The 13,047-nt window shown below is 56.4% G+C and carries 8 protein-coding genes; 1 reads left to right on the top strand and 7 read right to left on the bottom strand.

What is annotated here, in order from left to right; translation table 11 throughout:
* Positions 1-89: 89 nt before the first annotated feature.
* Both Poly51_RS09675 and Poly51_RS09670 read right to left on the bottom strand, forming a co-directional pair.
* On the bottom strand, positions 90-5,594 hold the full coding sequence (locus Poly51_RS09675) for a lamin tail domain-containing protein (RefSeq protein WP_146456684.1): 5,505 nt from the start codon (positions 5,592-5,594) through the stop codon (positions 90-92).
* 311 nt (positions 5,595-5,905) lie between these two features.
* Entirely contained in the window at positions 5,906-6,550 is a 645-nt protein-coding gene (locus Poly51_RS09670) for a hypothetical protein (RefSeq protein ID WP_146456682.1), read from the bottom strand.
* A gap of 425 nt (positions 6,551-6,975) precedes the next feature.
* On the opposite strand from Poly51_RS09670, the gene Poly51_RS30980 reads away from it, so the two are divergent.
* Positions 6,976-7,164 carry a hypothetical protein gene (locus tag Poly51_RS30980; protein WP_222435817.1) on the top strand — a complete coding sequence of 63 codons (189 nt, stop codon included), beginning with the start codon at positions 6,976-6,978 and terminating at the stop codon, positions 7,162-7,164.
* On the opposite strand, the gene Poly51_RS09665 is transcribed toward Poly51_RS30980, so the two are convergent.
* The 5 genes from Poly51_RS09665 to Poly51_RS09645 all read right to left on the bottom strand — a co-directional run bounded on the left by Poly51_RS09665 (position 7,161) and on the right by Poly51_RS09645 (position 13,026).
* Positions 7,161-8,435: a glycoside hydrolase family 117 protein gene (locus Poly51_RS09665; RefSeq protein WP_146456681.1), complete on the bottom strand. Its 1,275-nt coding sequence runs from the start codon at positions 8,433-8,435 to the stop codon at positions 7,161-7,163. The genes Poly51_RS30980 and Poly51_RS09665 overlap by 4 nt on opposite strands.
* 73 nt (positions 8,436-8,508) lie before the next feature.
* Complete coding sequence (locus Poly51_RS09660) at positions 8,509-9,597, bottom strand: mandelate racemase/muconate lactonizing enzyme family protein (RefSeq protein ID WP_246114383.1); 1,089 nt, start codon at positions 9,595-9,597, stop codon at positions 8,509-8,511.
* An 82-nt stretch (positions 9,598-9,679) separates the two neighbouring features.
* On the bottom strand, positions 9,680-11,158 hold the full coding sequence (gene aldA, locus Poly51_RS09655) for an aldehyde dehydrogenase (RefSeq protein ID WP_246114382.1): 1,479 nt from the start codon (positions 11,156-11,158) through the stop codon (positions 9,680-9,682).
* A 51-nt stretch (positions 11,159-11,209) separates the two neighbouring features.
* Positions 11,210-11,980, bottom strand: a complete 771-nt coding sequence (locus Poly51_RS09650) for a 2,5-didehydro-3-deoxy-L-galactonate 5-reductase (protein WP_146456677.1) — start codon at positions 11,978-11,980, stop codon at positions 11,210-11,212.
* 32 nt (positions 11,981-12,012) lie between these two features.
* Positions 12,013-13,026 (bottom strand): zinc-dependent alcohol dehydrogenase, encoded by a 1,014-nt coding sequence (locus tag Poly51_RS09645; protein WP_146456675.1) that lies wholly within the window; start codon positions 13,024-13,026, stop codon positions 12,013-12,015.
* Between the last annotated feature and the right edge of the window lie 21 nt (positions 13,027-13,047).

Below are 13,047 nucleotides of genomic sequence, written 5' to 3'. Positions count from 1 at the left end.
CGATTGTAACAGCCCTGTTGGGCCGGGCAAACATCGATGCGGGCAACGGCCTCCGATTAGGACCTGGCAACGTGTTGCCGTTCGACAGATCACGATCGCTGACTCGCCAATAGCTGCCTCAGACCCAACGTTTGTTGCAAGTCACTGGCAAGCAGGTCCAAGTCGTCTTCCGATACGGCGGATTCGCCTTCTTCAACGAGTTGGGCAACCGCGGACGATCGTGACTGAAACGACGTCATTTCGGACAACGTCGTGGAATCAGCTGACAAGGATTCGTCGTCCAGCGCGATTGAATCACACTCGTCATCCGCGATCGTGGTGGTCAACGAATTCGACAAGGGCAAGATCTGCTGTACCACCGACGGCACGAACTCCCCTTCGCTGGGTGCGAGACTTTGATGACTGAGTTGGTTGATGACCAGGAGGGCATCCAGCGCAGTCGTGTTGCCGTCGTGGTTGACGTCATACATCAAAGCACTTGGCAGTTCTTCACTTTCGGCGGTTTCCAGTCGGCTTAGCTGGTTGATGATGACCAACGCATCAATTGCTGTGGTTCGACTGTCGCCGTTGGTGTCAGTCGACTGCAGGAAGTTGGTGGGAGCCGAAGGAATGAATGCATCCGTACCGGCGGTCGATTGCACGGTATAGCTGCGGCTTTCCTCGTGTGATTCGAAAATGATCGCGTAAAGACCGCCTGCCGTAATGGTAGCTCGTGTTACACCTTCGGCGAAAAAGTCCACTTGCGAGACACTTTGATCGACGATGCGGATCGTTTGCCCGACGCTAGCGGTGTTGATGGGGATTACCGAGATTTCGGCATCTGCTACGGCTTGGAAAAGGATGGCCGTCGGGATGCTGTCGCCGGGAATGACATGAATTCGAGTAACGAAGTCTGGTGTGTAGATTCGCGTCGGCGAATTCGATGTAGAAACGTCATGGGTGGTGACATCGACGTCGACATTCGCCAACGCCCCATAGTCCGCATCGGTGCTTGTGATGGAGAAGGTAACGGTTGTGCTCTGACTTCCATCGTCAAGTTGGTCGTCGGCAGCACTGAGCGTTATCTCTTGCGGGACACTCCAGTTTTCTGGCGTAAACGTCAGTTGACTGATTGACACGGTTACCTCGCCGGTGTCTTTACTAACGATACCGACCGTAACGCTAGCTGCCGGTTGACTCGATAACGAAACGCTGATCGTATCGGTCAATCCCGATTCACTGACGATCGTTGAACCATTGGTTTGTGTCAAAACAAGCCCAGGCGTCGTGGCCACGCCCACGGCGATTGTCGCTGTGTCGGTGCTGGTTGCACCTGCGTCGTCGGTGACTTGCAATCCGACCGTGAACGTACCCGCCGCGGCAGCCGAGTAGCTTGCCGTCACGCCGGTTGCGTCATCGTACAGGCCGTCGTTATCGAGATCCCATGCGTACGTTTCGATCGTGCCATCGGTGTCGGTCGATGTCGCACCGCTGAGTGTGATCGTATCGCCGACGGTTCCTGAGTAGGGACCACCGGCTTCGGCGGTTGGGGCAATATTTGCAATGACATCGTTGGTGTTGGTTGCACCGGGAGTCGCGGCTGACAATACCGTTAGGGTCGCCGAACCGTCAGGGAATCGACCATACGATATGTCGGTTGTTTGTTCACCAAACGTAACCGAGTCGACCAGGGTTGTTCCGTCGACATTGTAGAGCAGCACGGACTCTCCACCGGCAGACAGTTTAAACGAAGCATGACTGTTGCCTTGGTCCGTATCGCCATCGGCCCAAATGATCAGGTAACCGCCTGCGGCAATGGTTGATCCGACGGGGAATTGCCACTGCGTCGCATCGGCGGCGTCATCGGTCAGGTAGTATCCGCTGAGGTCGACGGAGTCCGTGCCGGAGTTAAACAGTTCGATCCAATCTTCGAACGCGCCCGTTTCATCGGGATCTTCGATCGTCGTGTCATTGTCGGCCATGATCTCGTTGATGAAGATCACAGACGCATCGGCAGTCACCGTTACCGAAGCCGTGTTGGCGTTGGTGGCTCCGTCGTCGTCCGTGACTTGCAGACCGACCGTGAACGTGCCGGTTGCAGTCGCCGTAAACATCGCCGTTACGCCAGTTGCGTCATCGTACTGGCCATCGTTGTCCAAGTCCCAAGCGTAGCTCGTGATCGTGCCATCGGGATCCGTTGAAGTCGCGCCGCTGAGCGTGATCATTTCGCCGACCGTTCCTGTGTAGGGGCCACCAGCTTCAGCAGTCGGGGCGATATTCTCAATGACTTCGTTGGTATTCGTGGCACCTGGACTAGCGGCCGACAACACGGTCAAGGTTGACGAGCCGTCTGGGAAACGACCGTAAGAGATATCGGTCGTTTGCTCGCCAAATGTAACGGAGTCAACCAAGGTGGTTCCGTCAACGTTATAGAGTAACACTGATTCACCACCGGCCGACAGTTTGAATGAAGCGTGGTTGTCACCTTGATCGATTTCGTCATCGGCCCAGATGATCAGATAGCCACCCGCGTCGATCGTTGAACCGGCAGGGAATTGCCACTGCGTCGAGTCGGCCGCGTCATCGGTCAGATAGAACCCGCTAAGGTCAACCGACGTCGTGCCAGGGTTGTACAGTTCGATCCAGTCCTCGAACGCTCCCGCTTCGTCGGGATCTTCGATCGTGGCGTCGTTGTCGGCCATGATTTCATTGATGAAGATCGCAGCCGATTCAATGTTAACGGTCACTGTCGCGGTGTCAGTGCTGGTGGCACCGTCGTCGTCGGTGACTTGAAGGCCAACCGTGAACGTTCCTGTCGCGGCCGCGTTAAAAGTTGCGGTGGCTGTGATGGCGTCGTCGTACAGGCCGTCGTTATCGAGATCCCAAGCATAGGACGCGATCGTGCCGTCCGAATCGGTCGACGTTGCGCCGCTCAAGTTTATGGTTCCGCCAACAGTTCCGGTGTACGGGCCACCGGCTTCGGCGGTTGGTGCGACGTTATTGGGCGTCGTGTCGTTGGTGTTGGACGCACCCGGCGTAGCAGCCGACAGCACGTTCAATGTCGACGATCCGTCGGGGAATCGACCGTACGAAACGTCCGTGGTTTGCTGGCCAAAAGTGATCGAGTCAACCAATGTGGATCCGTCATTGTTGTACAGCAAGACAGACTCGCCACCGGCTGACAGCTTGAACGAAGCGTGATTGTCGCCTTGATCGGTATCGCCATCGGCCCAAATGATCAGGTAGCCGCCCGCGTCGATCGTTGATCCTCTGGGGAATTCCCACTGCGTCGGATCAGTGGCGTCATCCGTTAAGTACAGCCCGCTGAGATCAACAGGAGTCGTACCGGGGTTGTATAGTTCGATCCAATCCTCAAATGCGCCTGCTTCGTCTGGGTCTTCGATCGTTGCGTCGTTATCGGCCATGATCTCATTGATGTAGACCCCGACAGACTCCGGTTCCAGATCGTATTGCGAGAGAGCGGACGTCAAATAGGATGACCGGTTCCCGATGAAGCTAGTCAATCCGTAGAGCGTTCGATTTCCCGCCGTCACGTTGTTCGTCAAGTTCAATTCAAACTGCGCAGTCGTGAATTGTTTGTTCGGATCCTCGGAAACGTCCGCGCGAATCAGATCGGCCAGTTTGTTGATCCGAGCAGTGGCCGACGTGACGTCGAAACCCTGTTCCAACATTTGTTGCAGATCACGCAGGTAGTCGGTGCTGTACTCATCGACCGCCCACAGGTTTTCAGCTAGCGGACGCAGTTCTTCCTCAACGGGCTGTCCGGGACGCCCCCCCGTACCCACCGGCAGAAAAAACGGATCGAGTTGGACAACGTTGGTTCCTCGATCAACAAACTGGGTGAACGTGCCGAACGATTCGTTTGCATCCCACAACAAGTGTGTGAATTGGCCCGTGTCGTCACGGTCATACAAGTAATAGTTGTGAGCCGCGCCCGAGTACGAATCCAAGTTCACGAACAGGTTGTTCAGCGCCAGCGAAGCAAGCGTGTCCTGAACGTCCAGCAGCGGTTCGATCGCATCCGCCAACTCGGCCGACGGAGTATTGTTGAGCACATCGATCATCTCGATCAACTGCGAGTAATCGTTCGCGGCTTCGTTCGTCTTCAGTTCATAGAAGGCTTCGTAAGCAGCTTGATCCGTTCCCAAATACGTCAAATCAGAACCAAAGTCGGCCTGCGGATCCGAAAGCACGGCGTCATCGGACGCCGTTCCTTTGTACAAATTGCCGTCTTCATCGTCGCCAAATCGGCTTTGCGTGAACGTCGAATCCACTTGTTCAACCGCGGTGTACAGCCCGTAGAATTCGCCGTTGATCGTGACCCTGGTGAACACCGCGCGGCCGACCCCTTCGACAAAGTTCGAAGCGTAGTCGTAGAACAGCTTTTCCCGCAGCATCGTCGGGTCGTTGAAGTTGTTGTTCAGGTTCAGCTTCTTCATCCCCATGAACGTCAGATCTTCGTACTCGTTGAAGTCAATCTTGATCGACTTCTTGACGCCGGAACCGCTAAACGACGAGTTCCCTTTGAAGCGAACACCGACGTTGTCCAGTGCGACCCCGTCCGCGACAAAGTTGGCCTGGAAATAGGGGTCGGCTGCATCGGTGTCGTGCGACGTAAACAGCGTGTTGTACCAGTCGTCATCCTCAAACGTGATTGAGAGTTCGTGAACATAGGTGTCGTCAAAGAACGCAGCCGCTTCGTCGTCGATGGTGACGGCTTCCCACGGCGATGCAACTTCGCCCACTTGCGAGATTTTGATCGTACCGGTGTCCACACTGGTCGCGCCGTCATCGTCGGTCACTTGCAAACCGACGACGAACGTTCCGACGGTCGTCGACGAAAAACTTACGGATTCACCCGTAGCGTCGTCATACTCGCCGTCGTGATCCAAGTCCCAAGCGTACGTCGCAATGCTTCCATCGGAATCGGACGAAGACGCAGCGGAAAGCGAAATCGTATCTGCCGTTGTGCCAAAATAGGGTCCGCCCGCGTTGGCAGTCGGCGCCAGGTTCGCTTCGCCGACGACCGAGTTGGCAGCACCGGGGGTCGGTGTCGTCAATACGCTAAGCGTTTCGCTGCCGTCGGGCGAACGCCCAAAGGCGATATCGGTTACTTGTTCACCAAACTCGATTGAGTCGACCAGCGTTGTGCCGTCGGTGTCGTAAAGGGCGACCGTTTCACCGCTGGCAGACAACTTGAACGAAGCATGGTTGTCGCCCTGTTCGGGTTCGCTATCGGCCCAAATCAAAAGAAAGCCACCAGCGGCAATGGTCGATCCGGTCGGGAACTGCCACTGGGTGGGCGCATCCACGTCGTCGGTCAGATACATGCCACCCAGATCGACTGCCGTCGTGCCGGCGTTGTAGATTTCCACCCAATCCTCGAAAGCCCCCGCTTCATCGGGATCTTCGATGGTGGTCGTGTTGCTGGCCATGATCTCGTTGATGAACAGGTCACCGGCAAGCAGTTGACGTGCTTCCAAAGCCTCGGCACTCAGGCGACGGGATGGACGCCGCCGACGGGTTGTTTTTCGGTCACGCGATCCGCTGAGTCGTGAGAACGCGCGGCTGAGAAAATCTTGGGGCTTTGGCATGGTGTAACGGTCTCGTTTCAATGGTCGAAGAGCCCACCCAGAATTAGGGGTTTCAGCTAGGGGTGAACTGAAACGCGAGTGGGGCCGACATTTCGTCGGTAGTCTTCAATGCGCCATTGAGTGAAACGCGGGGCCAAAAAAGTTCACAACTCCAGGAATCGCGGAGCCCAAGTCGCCAACGGTTTGTTGATGTCGTGAGCGGCCGATTCGTCGACGACCCCCAATGCCTTTGGGGGCTGCGGCTCATTCTTCGTTTCGAAACGCGGACTCAAACAACAAACGGTATCGATTTTTGTCGCCACTGCCGAATGTCACGCCAGCAGGTCTAGGAATGAACCGGCGTCGCCCAAAGAACTGCCAATCGCCTGCTCAAAGGCAGCGAAATCAACTCCGTTCTCTTCCAGCAGGCTGGTCAATACCGAACGAAGTTCGTCTTGAGAAACATTGCTTCCCGCATCCGTCGTCAGCTCCTGGATCGTTCCGATAATCTGGCTAATCAACTCATCCGTCGATGCCTCGTCCGCACCCGCCGAAAGCAGTGCCGACTCGATCGTGCTGGTTTCGCTTTCATCTTCTTTGCGAGGTGGCGGTGGTCCGTTTGGACGACCCGCGCCCGATGGTCCACCGGAGCGAGATGGGCCACCCGCACGCGACGCGCCGGCCGATTGAATCGCTTCGCCAACCTCTGCGGAATCGATGCCATTGGCTTCCAGAACTTCGTCGACAACGGATCGAATCGCGTTGCGGCTGGAGGACCCCGACGAGGACTCTGAATTCAAAGCCGAGATTGCAGCGTCAATTTGCTCCAGCACGCTGGCCGCCGTCGAATCATCCACGCCGATCGACTGAAGCGCCGACGAGAGCTGCTCTTTGCCTCCTGGCCGGGGGCCTTGCGGACGTGACTGGGAATTCGAAGACTGGCTGGCATAGGACGAAGTCGAATTGGAGATGTTCATTTTTGAAACTTGCGTTTGGTTGTGTTGGTCAAGCGGCCAGGATAAGTGACCGGCGGCACTCTCCTTGTCGGGAACAGGCCGCACAACTCTTGCACCTAAAGCGGCTCCATACGACAGATTTCCGGTCGTATTTCGGCTTCGAAACTATTTCCGAAAATCCGCTGCTGAGCGTGGCCCCTTCCATCGACGGATGTCGCATTGAGCCGCGAGCAGTCGTCTTTTCGACTTTTCGACTCAAAAAGCAAAGTGTGAAGCAAAGTGTGCGACGAGGGTTGTAAAGCACCAGGAATTGCGGGCAGACCCAACTCGCTCAATCGTCAAAATGGCCGCTGGCCCCCATTCGGGGCGCCTTCCGTATTGGACACACGGCCGAAGTTCAAGACGAAGTTTTTTGGACACGAGATACTCGTGTCTTCCGCAATGGCTTGGACAACGAATGGCTGATTCGTGATTTTGGTGATAACGGTGGTGCCGAAGTCGTGTTCTTCGGCGAACCGGGAATCCGAGATCCCAACAACCGAACCGAGACCGTACCGGTACAACGTGACGAACCGATCAACGCGGTCATCGCTCCAAGCGGTGTGTCCCGCATGTTGGGGAGCGGCCGTTGTTAGCGTGGGTCGCTCTTTGCGGCCGCTTCGATGCGTTTGCGCTGTTCGTCGCTCAATCCGAACTTGAAATTGATTTCGGGGTCATTGAAGATGTCGGTTTCTTTCATTTCGACATCATCAACGTCCAGGCTGAGGTCGCAATCGAAGCGAGCCAGCATGCTGTGGCTCTTCCCCTCGTCGCGACCCAGGTTGCGGAAATGACAAAGTCCCCAGGTGATGCCGCGTCCGTTCTTGGTGTCGGTAAACGCGTCTGGAACGTAGGCGCCCGGCGCGATCGGCATCAATCCGGTGATCGCGGCGATCTCGAAGTTGACGCCATCGGACGAGTACTGAATCGTGTTGTGCTCAAGGCCGTGACGGCTGACCAGTGCGGCGAGTCCTGACTTGAACGGGAACAACGATGTCTCGTGACCCGAGTTGATCACCGGGTTGAGTGGGTGCTTGGTGAAGGGGCCAAACGGATGATCGCCGATGGCCAGGCCTTGAGCGCGAACGGGAAGCGGAGTGCCACCCATTTCGCCTTTGTAGTAAAGATGGATCTTGCCATCGCGTACCAGCGCGTACGGGTCGTGGATCACGTATTGGTCCCATGATCCCGGCGGTCCGTTTTCAACGACGATCTTGTTGCTGGGTGTCCAGGGTCCGTCGGGCGAATCGGCAACAGAGGCCGATACCGGGCAATCATCGCCGTTTGTTCCGCTCGATTCACGACTGCCAGGCATGAAGAGATAGGCTTGGTAGTACATGTAGTACTTGCCTTTCCAAACCAGAATGTCCGGCGTTGAAACGCTGCGCCATCCTGCGTTGGGTTTCTCCATTCGCGTGATGGCAACGCCTTGTTCTTCCCACTTAAAACCATCGTCGCTTGTTGCATACCAAATTTCCGACAAGTCCCAGTCGCGCGACGGAATGGTTTCGCCTGCGCCGCCGTCATAGTTGGGCGGTGTCGGCGTTTGGCGATGGGTGTACCAAACGTAGTACTTGCCGTTGGCTCGGATGATCTTGGTCGCGTCGCGTCGCGAAACGGTGCCGTCGTGGCCGTGGTAGTCGAATCCTTCTAGCGGCGTGTACTTGAAACGCGAAAACAGTTCGTTGCGTGCCGCTTCGGGGCCCCCGTACGTGCTGTCGTAGACTCGCTGCATTGCCGCACTGAGCGGCATGTCCGGTTTTTGGTTCGGGACGTTGCCGTAGGGGAACACCGTTGGCTCGTCGGCAAAGCCGGTTACCAGCGATGATGAAACGAGTGCGGCGGTCAATGCGAGCGTGCGAATCATGGTGTCTAACCTTTGTGTATACGTTGGACGTAGTCCAAGTTCCCGTCGGCTCATGACATCGATAAGCCGCTGACTACTTCACTTCGAACGGTGCTAGTTTTTTCCAGTCAAAAACAACGCCTGTCCCCGGTTCGTTCGAAGCCACGGCAAGGCGGTCTTCGACAACCAACGGTCGTGTCGTGTATTCGTCGATCGGGAAGCTGTGTACTTCCAACCACCCGCCGTTGGATTGTGACGAAACCAAGCTGACGTGAAGTTCTTGCATGCCGTGCGAGCAGACCGGGATGTTGTATTGACGTGATAGTTTGGCAGCGGCCAGCCATCCGGTGATCCCGCCGCAATTCGATGCATCGGGTTGAATGAAAGAGAGTTTGGATTGCTCGAAGGCATAACCAAACTCATGGATCGTGTGAAGATTCTCGCCCATCGCCAGCGGCATTCCCGTCGCATCGGCGATCCTGGCATAGCCGAGATAGTCGTCGGGAATCGTTGGCTCTTCAAACCAAGTGATGTCATAAGGTTTGAATCGCTTCGCCGCTTCGATCGCTTTCTCGACACTCATCGAGTAGTTCGCGTCGACCATGAATGTCGTTTCCGATCCGATCAGCTCGCGAACCGCCTTGATTCGCTCGATGTCTTCGTCAAGGTCGTCACGCCCGATCTTGATCTTCACGGCGTTGAAACCATTGTCGAGATAGCCGCGGATCTGGTCCAGCAATTTTGGAAGTGGGAACATCAGATCGATGCCACCGCAATAGGCTTTGCAGCGATCGCTTGCACCACCAGCCATCTTCCACAGCGGTTCGCCCGCCTGCTTGCAACGAATGTCCCAAAGCGCGATGTCGATCGCTGATGTCGCGAACGAAGCAATGCCACCACGGCCGACATAGTGGATATGCCACTCCATGAAGTCATAGATGCCGTCGATGTCTGCATAGTCCTTGCCGACCAGCACCGGGGCAAGGTCATGCTGGATCATCGCCAGGATCGCATGGCCACCTTTGCCGCCCGTGTAGGTATAGCCGGTTCCTTCGCTGCCATCTTCAAGCGTGATCGTCGTTGTCACCAATTGAAAATGGGTGTGGTCGCCATGCTTGGCGTCCGACAGCACTTCGGGAAGCGGCACGCTAAAGAGACGTGCAACAATGGATTTGATCTTCACGGCGGAATGGATCTTCGATGATGAAATGGCGGCTCCACCCTGGGTGGTGCCATTGGCCAAGGCAATGGTATCAGTGACAAGCCTATTCACTGAAGTTGACATACATCGTCTTCTTTTCCAGGTAGTTGTCCATCCCGTACTTGCCGTCTTCTCCACCCGTGCCGCTCAGTTTGTGGCCGTTGTGGAAGCCCTGGCGTTGCTCGCCCATCGGGCGGTTGACATAGATTTCGCCGAATTCCAGTTCCAGCACCGCTCGTTGGATCAGTCGCATGTTCCGCGTGAACAAAAAAGCGGCGAGGCCGAAATCGCTGTCGTTGGCCAGTTCCAGTGCCTCGTCGTAGCTATTGACCCGCATGATGGGGCTGACCACGCCAAAGACTTCGTCTCGCATCACGGCCATGTCATTGGTGCACTGGGTAAGAATCGTGGGTTCGTACCAATGGCCCTTCTTGAATCGGTCACCTGCGGGACGTTTCCCGCCTAACGCGACTTTCGCGCCCGCCTTCACGGCACCCTGGACAACCTTTTCAAGCTGGTCGGTCTCGTGAGCATTGACCTTGGGACCGATGTCGGTACTCGGGTCCATCGGGTCGCCGATTTTCAACTTGCCCACGGCCGCGACGTACTTCTTCAGGAACTCGTCGTACACGCCGGCTTGGATATAGAACCGTTCCGGACACGTGCAAACCTGGCCGCTGTTGAGGTGACGCGAAATCACGGCCGCTTCGACAGCTTTGTCCACATCGCCATCGTCCAACAGGATGAACGGAGCCTTGCCGCCCAATTCCAATCGCACCGCCGTCAGTCGCTCGGCCGCTTTCCGAAAAATCTCTTGGCCGGTCGGGGTCGATCCGGTCATGGTCACCAATCGCGTGATCTTGTTGGTGACAAGTTCTTCACCCATCGTTGAACCGCCACCGGTGACGAGGTTCAAGACACCTGCGGGGATGCCGGCTTGCTGTGCAAGTTCACCCAACGCCAAAACAGCGACCGGTGTGACCGACGGTGGCTTGACCACCATGACGTTGCCCGTCGTCAATGCGGGGCCGATCTTGCGGCACGCCAACGCCAACGGGAAATTCCACGCCGCGATTCCCACGGTGACGCCGTAGGGAACCTTGTGAATCATGATGTGTTCGTTGGGAGTGTCCGAAGGAAGGATGTCACCTTCGACGCGTCGCGCTGCCTGAGCCGGGAAGTTGATGAAGTCGGCCGAAACGTCGACTTCGCCGAGTGCCAATCCGTACGTCTTGCCCATCTCGCTGACCAGAATCTTTGCAAGCCGTTCGCGGTTGGCGCGAATCAGGTCGGCAAACTTGGCCAAGATCTCGCCGCGTTGAACCGCCGGACGTGCTGCCCAAGCCTTCTGCGCCGCTTGCGCCGACTTCAGTGCAAAGACTGCGTCCTGTTGGTTACCTTGCGGTACCGTGTACAAGACTTCTTCGTTGGTGGGGCTGGCCACGTCAATGGTTGCACCGGAGACCGAGTCATGGAACTCGCCGTTGATGAACATGCGGTAGCTGTCGACACCACCGTTTGATTCGATCATGGACTTGGACATGTTGTTGGGTTCTTCCGTTGAAAGTGAGTTGTTGAAAATGGGACGGGCGAATTAGCGTCCCATCCAGCCGCCGTCGACAAGCAGCGTCGTGCCGTGGACGTACTGTGCCGCATCCGACGCCAAGAAAACGACCGGGCCTTTGAAGTCATCGGGGTTACCCCAACGGCCGGCCGGAATACGACCCAAAATCTGCTCGCTACGAACCGGGTCTTCGCGCAGCGCTTCGGTATTGTCAGTCGCGATATAGCCCGGCGCGATCGCGTTCACATTGACGCCCTTGCCGGCCCACTCGTTGGAAAGCGCCATCGTCAATTGACCGATGCCGCCCTTGCTGGCCGCGTATCCAGGGACCGTGATGCCGCCCTGGAAGGTCAGCAGTGACGCCGTGAAAATGATCTTGCCGCTGCCGCGGGCGACCATGTCTTTGCCAAATTCGCGAGCAAGCACGAATTGGGCGTTCAAGTTGACTTCCATCACCTTGTCCCAAAAATCATCGGGATGCTCGGCCGCCGGTTTCCGCAGGATCGTGCCGGCGTTATTGACCAAAATGTCGATCGTCGGGTGGTCCGACTTGGCTTGGGCGATGAACTTGTAAACGGCTTGGCGAATTGAAAAGTCGCATTGATAAGCCGTGAATTTACGACCCAACGCCGTGACTTCCGTTTCGATATCACTGCCGCTGGTTTCCAGCGACGCCGAGACACCGATGATGTCGGCACCGGCCTCAGCCAAGCCCAACGCCATGCCTTTGCCGATGCCACGTTTGCAGCCGGTTACCAAGGCAGTCTTGCCGGAAAGATCAAATGATGGAAGTGTCGTCATGGAGATCAAGAATTAGAAATGTTGGTGGATGGTTAGCTGCACTGAATCAGGTACTTGATGCCATCGGGATTGGCATCGATCGCTTCAAACGTTGCTTGGACATCATCGATGGGGCTGACCTTGGTGATCAGTTTGTCGAGGTGCAGTTTGCCGCTGGCGGCCATTTGAATCGCTTCGTCAAAGTCCTGTTCTTCATAAAGTCGCGCGCCGATCATTTTGATTTCGGACCAGAAAAACTTGAACAGGTTCACCGGCTTTGGCTGCGGGTGAATGGCAACCATCACGATGCGACCGCGCACGTTTGGCAACTCCGTCATGACTTCGACGCCGGCCGCCGATCCGGACACTTCGAAGACGCAATCGGCCATCTTGCCGTTGGTCATTTCGCTGACCGCTTCGGGCAGTTTTTGTTTGGTCGGATTGACGACCTTGATGCCCAGTGTTTCGGCCAAATCCAATCGCGACTGATTGACTTCCGAAAGAATCACTGTGGCTCCCTTGTCCATCGCAACCAATGCGATCAGCAACCCGATCGGGCCGCCACCGATAACCACACAGGTTTCGCCCGCTTTGACTTCACCCAATCGGACGTCGTGACAAGCGACGGCGGCCGGTTCGATCATCGCGCCGTGTTGCAGATCCATTCCGTCGGGCAGTTTGTGCAGCGTGTAGGCCGGTACGGTCCATGACGACTGCATTCCGCCCGGCATATCGATGCCGATGAACTTCAAGTTTTTTCCGACATGCGCGAAGCCGTTGTCAAACGTCGATGGCTCGCCAAAGTGCAACGGGCGAACGGCAACGCGATCACCGACGGCAACGGTCGTCACGCCTTCGCCGATTTCGGCAACCACGGCGGAAGCTTCGTGGCCGATGATTTGAGGCATCTGCACACGCTTGTCCATCGCGCCGTGGAAAATGTGAATGTCGGTTCCACAGATGCCGCAGTATGCCACTTCCAAGCGAGCAGCGCCGGGGCCGGGTTTGATTGCTTCGCTGGTGCCTACCGAAACAGTCCGGTCGCCTTTGTACTGTACTGATTTCATGTCGCGTTTGGTTTGAAGTTG

Origin of the sequence: Rubripirellula tenax, from assembly GCF_007860125.1 — a bacterium.
GTDB lineage: Bacteria > Planctomycetota > Planctomycetia > Pirellulales > Pirellulaceae > Rubripirellula > Rubripirellula tenax.
This window is presented reverse-complemented; position numbering and strand designations above follow the sequence as displayed.

Bases quoted from the DNA above. Each gene is read 5' to 3' on its own strand.
- Poly51_RS09675 (WP_146456684.1), bottom strand. From the start codon at position 5,594: ATGCCAAAGCCCCAAGATTTTCTCAGCCGCGCGTTCTCACGACTCAGC.
- Poly51_RS09670 (WP_146456682.1), bottom strand. From the start codon at position 6,550: ATGAACATCTCCAATTCGACTTCGTCCTATGCCAGCCAGTCTTCGAAT.
- Poly51_RS09665 (WP_146456681.1), bottom strand. From the start codon at position 8,435: ATGATTCGCACGCTCGCATTGACCGCCGCACTCGTTTCATCATCGCTG.
- aldA (WP_246114382.1), bottom strand. From the start codon at position 11,158: ATGTCCAAGTCCATGATCGAATCAAACGGTGGTGTCGACAGCTACCGC.
- Poly51_RS09650 (WP_146456677.1), bottom strand. From the start codon at position 11,980: ATGACGACACTTCCATCATTTGATCTTTCCGGCAAGACTGCCTTGGTA.
- Poly51_RS09645 (WP_146456675.1), bottom strand. From the start codon at position 13,026: ATGAAATCAGTACAGTACAAAGGCGACCGGACTGTTTCGGTAGGCACC.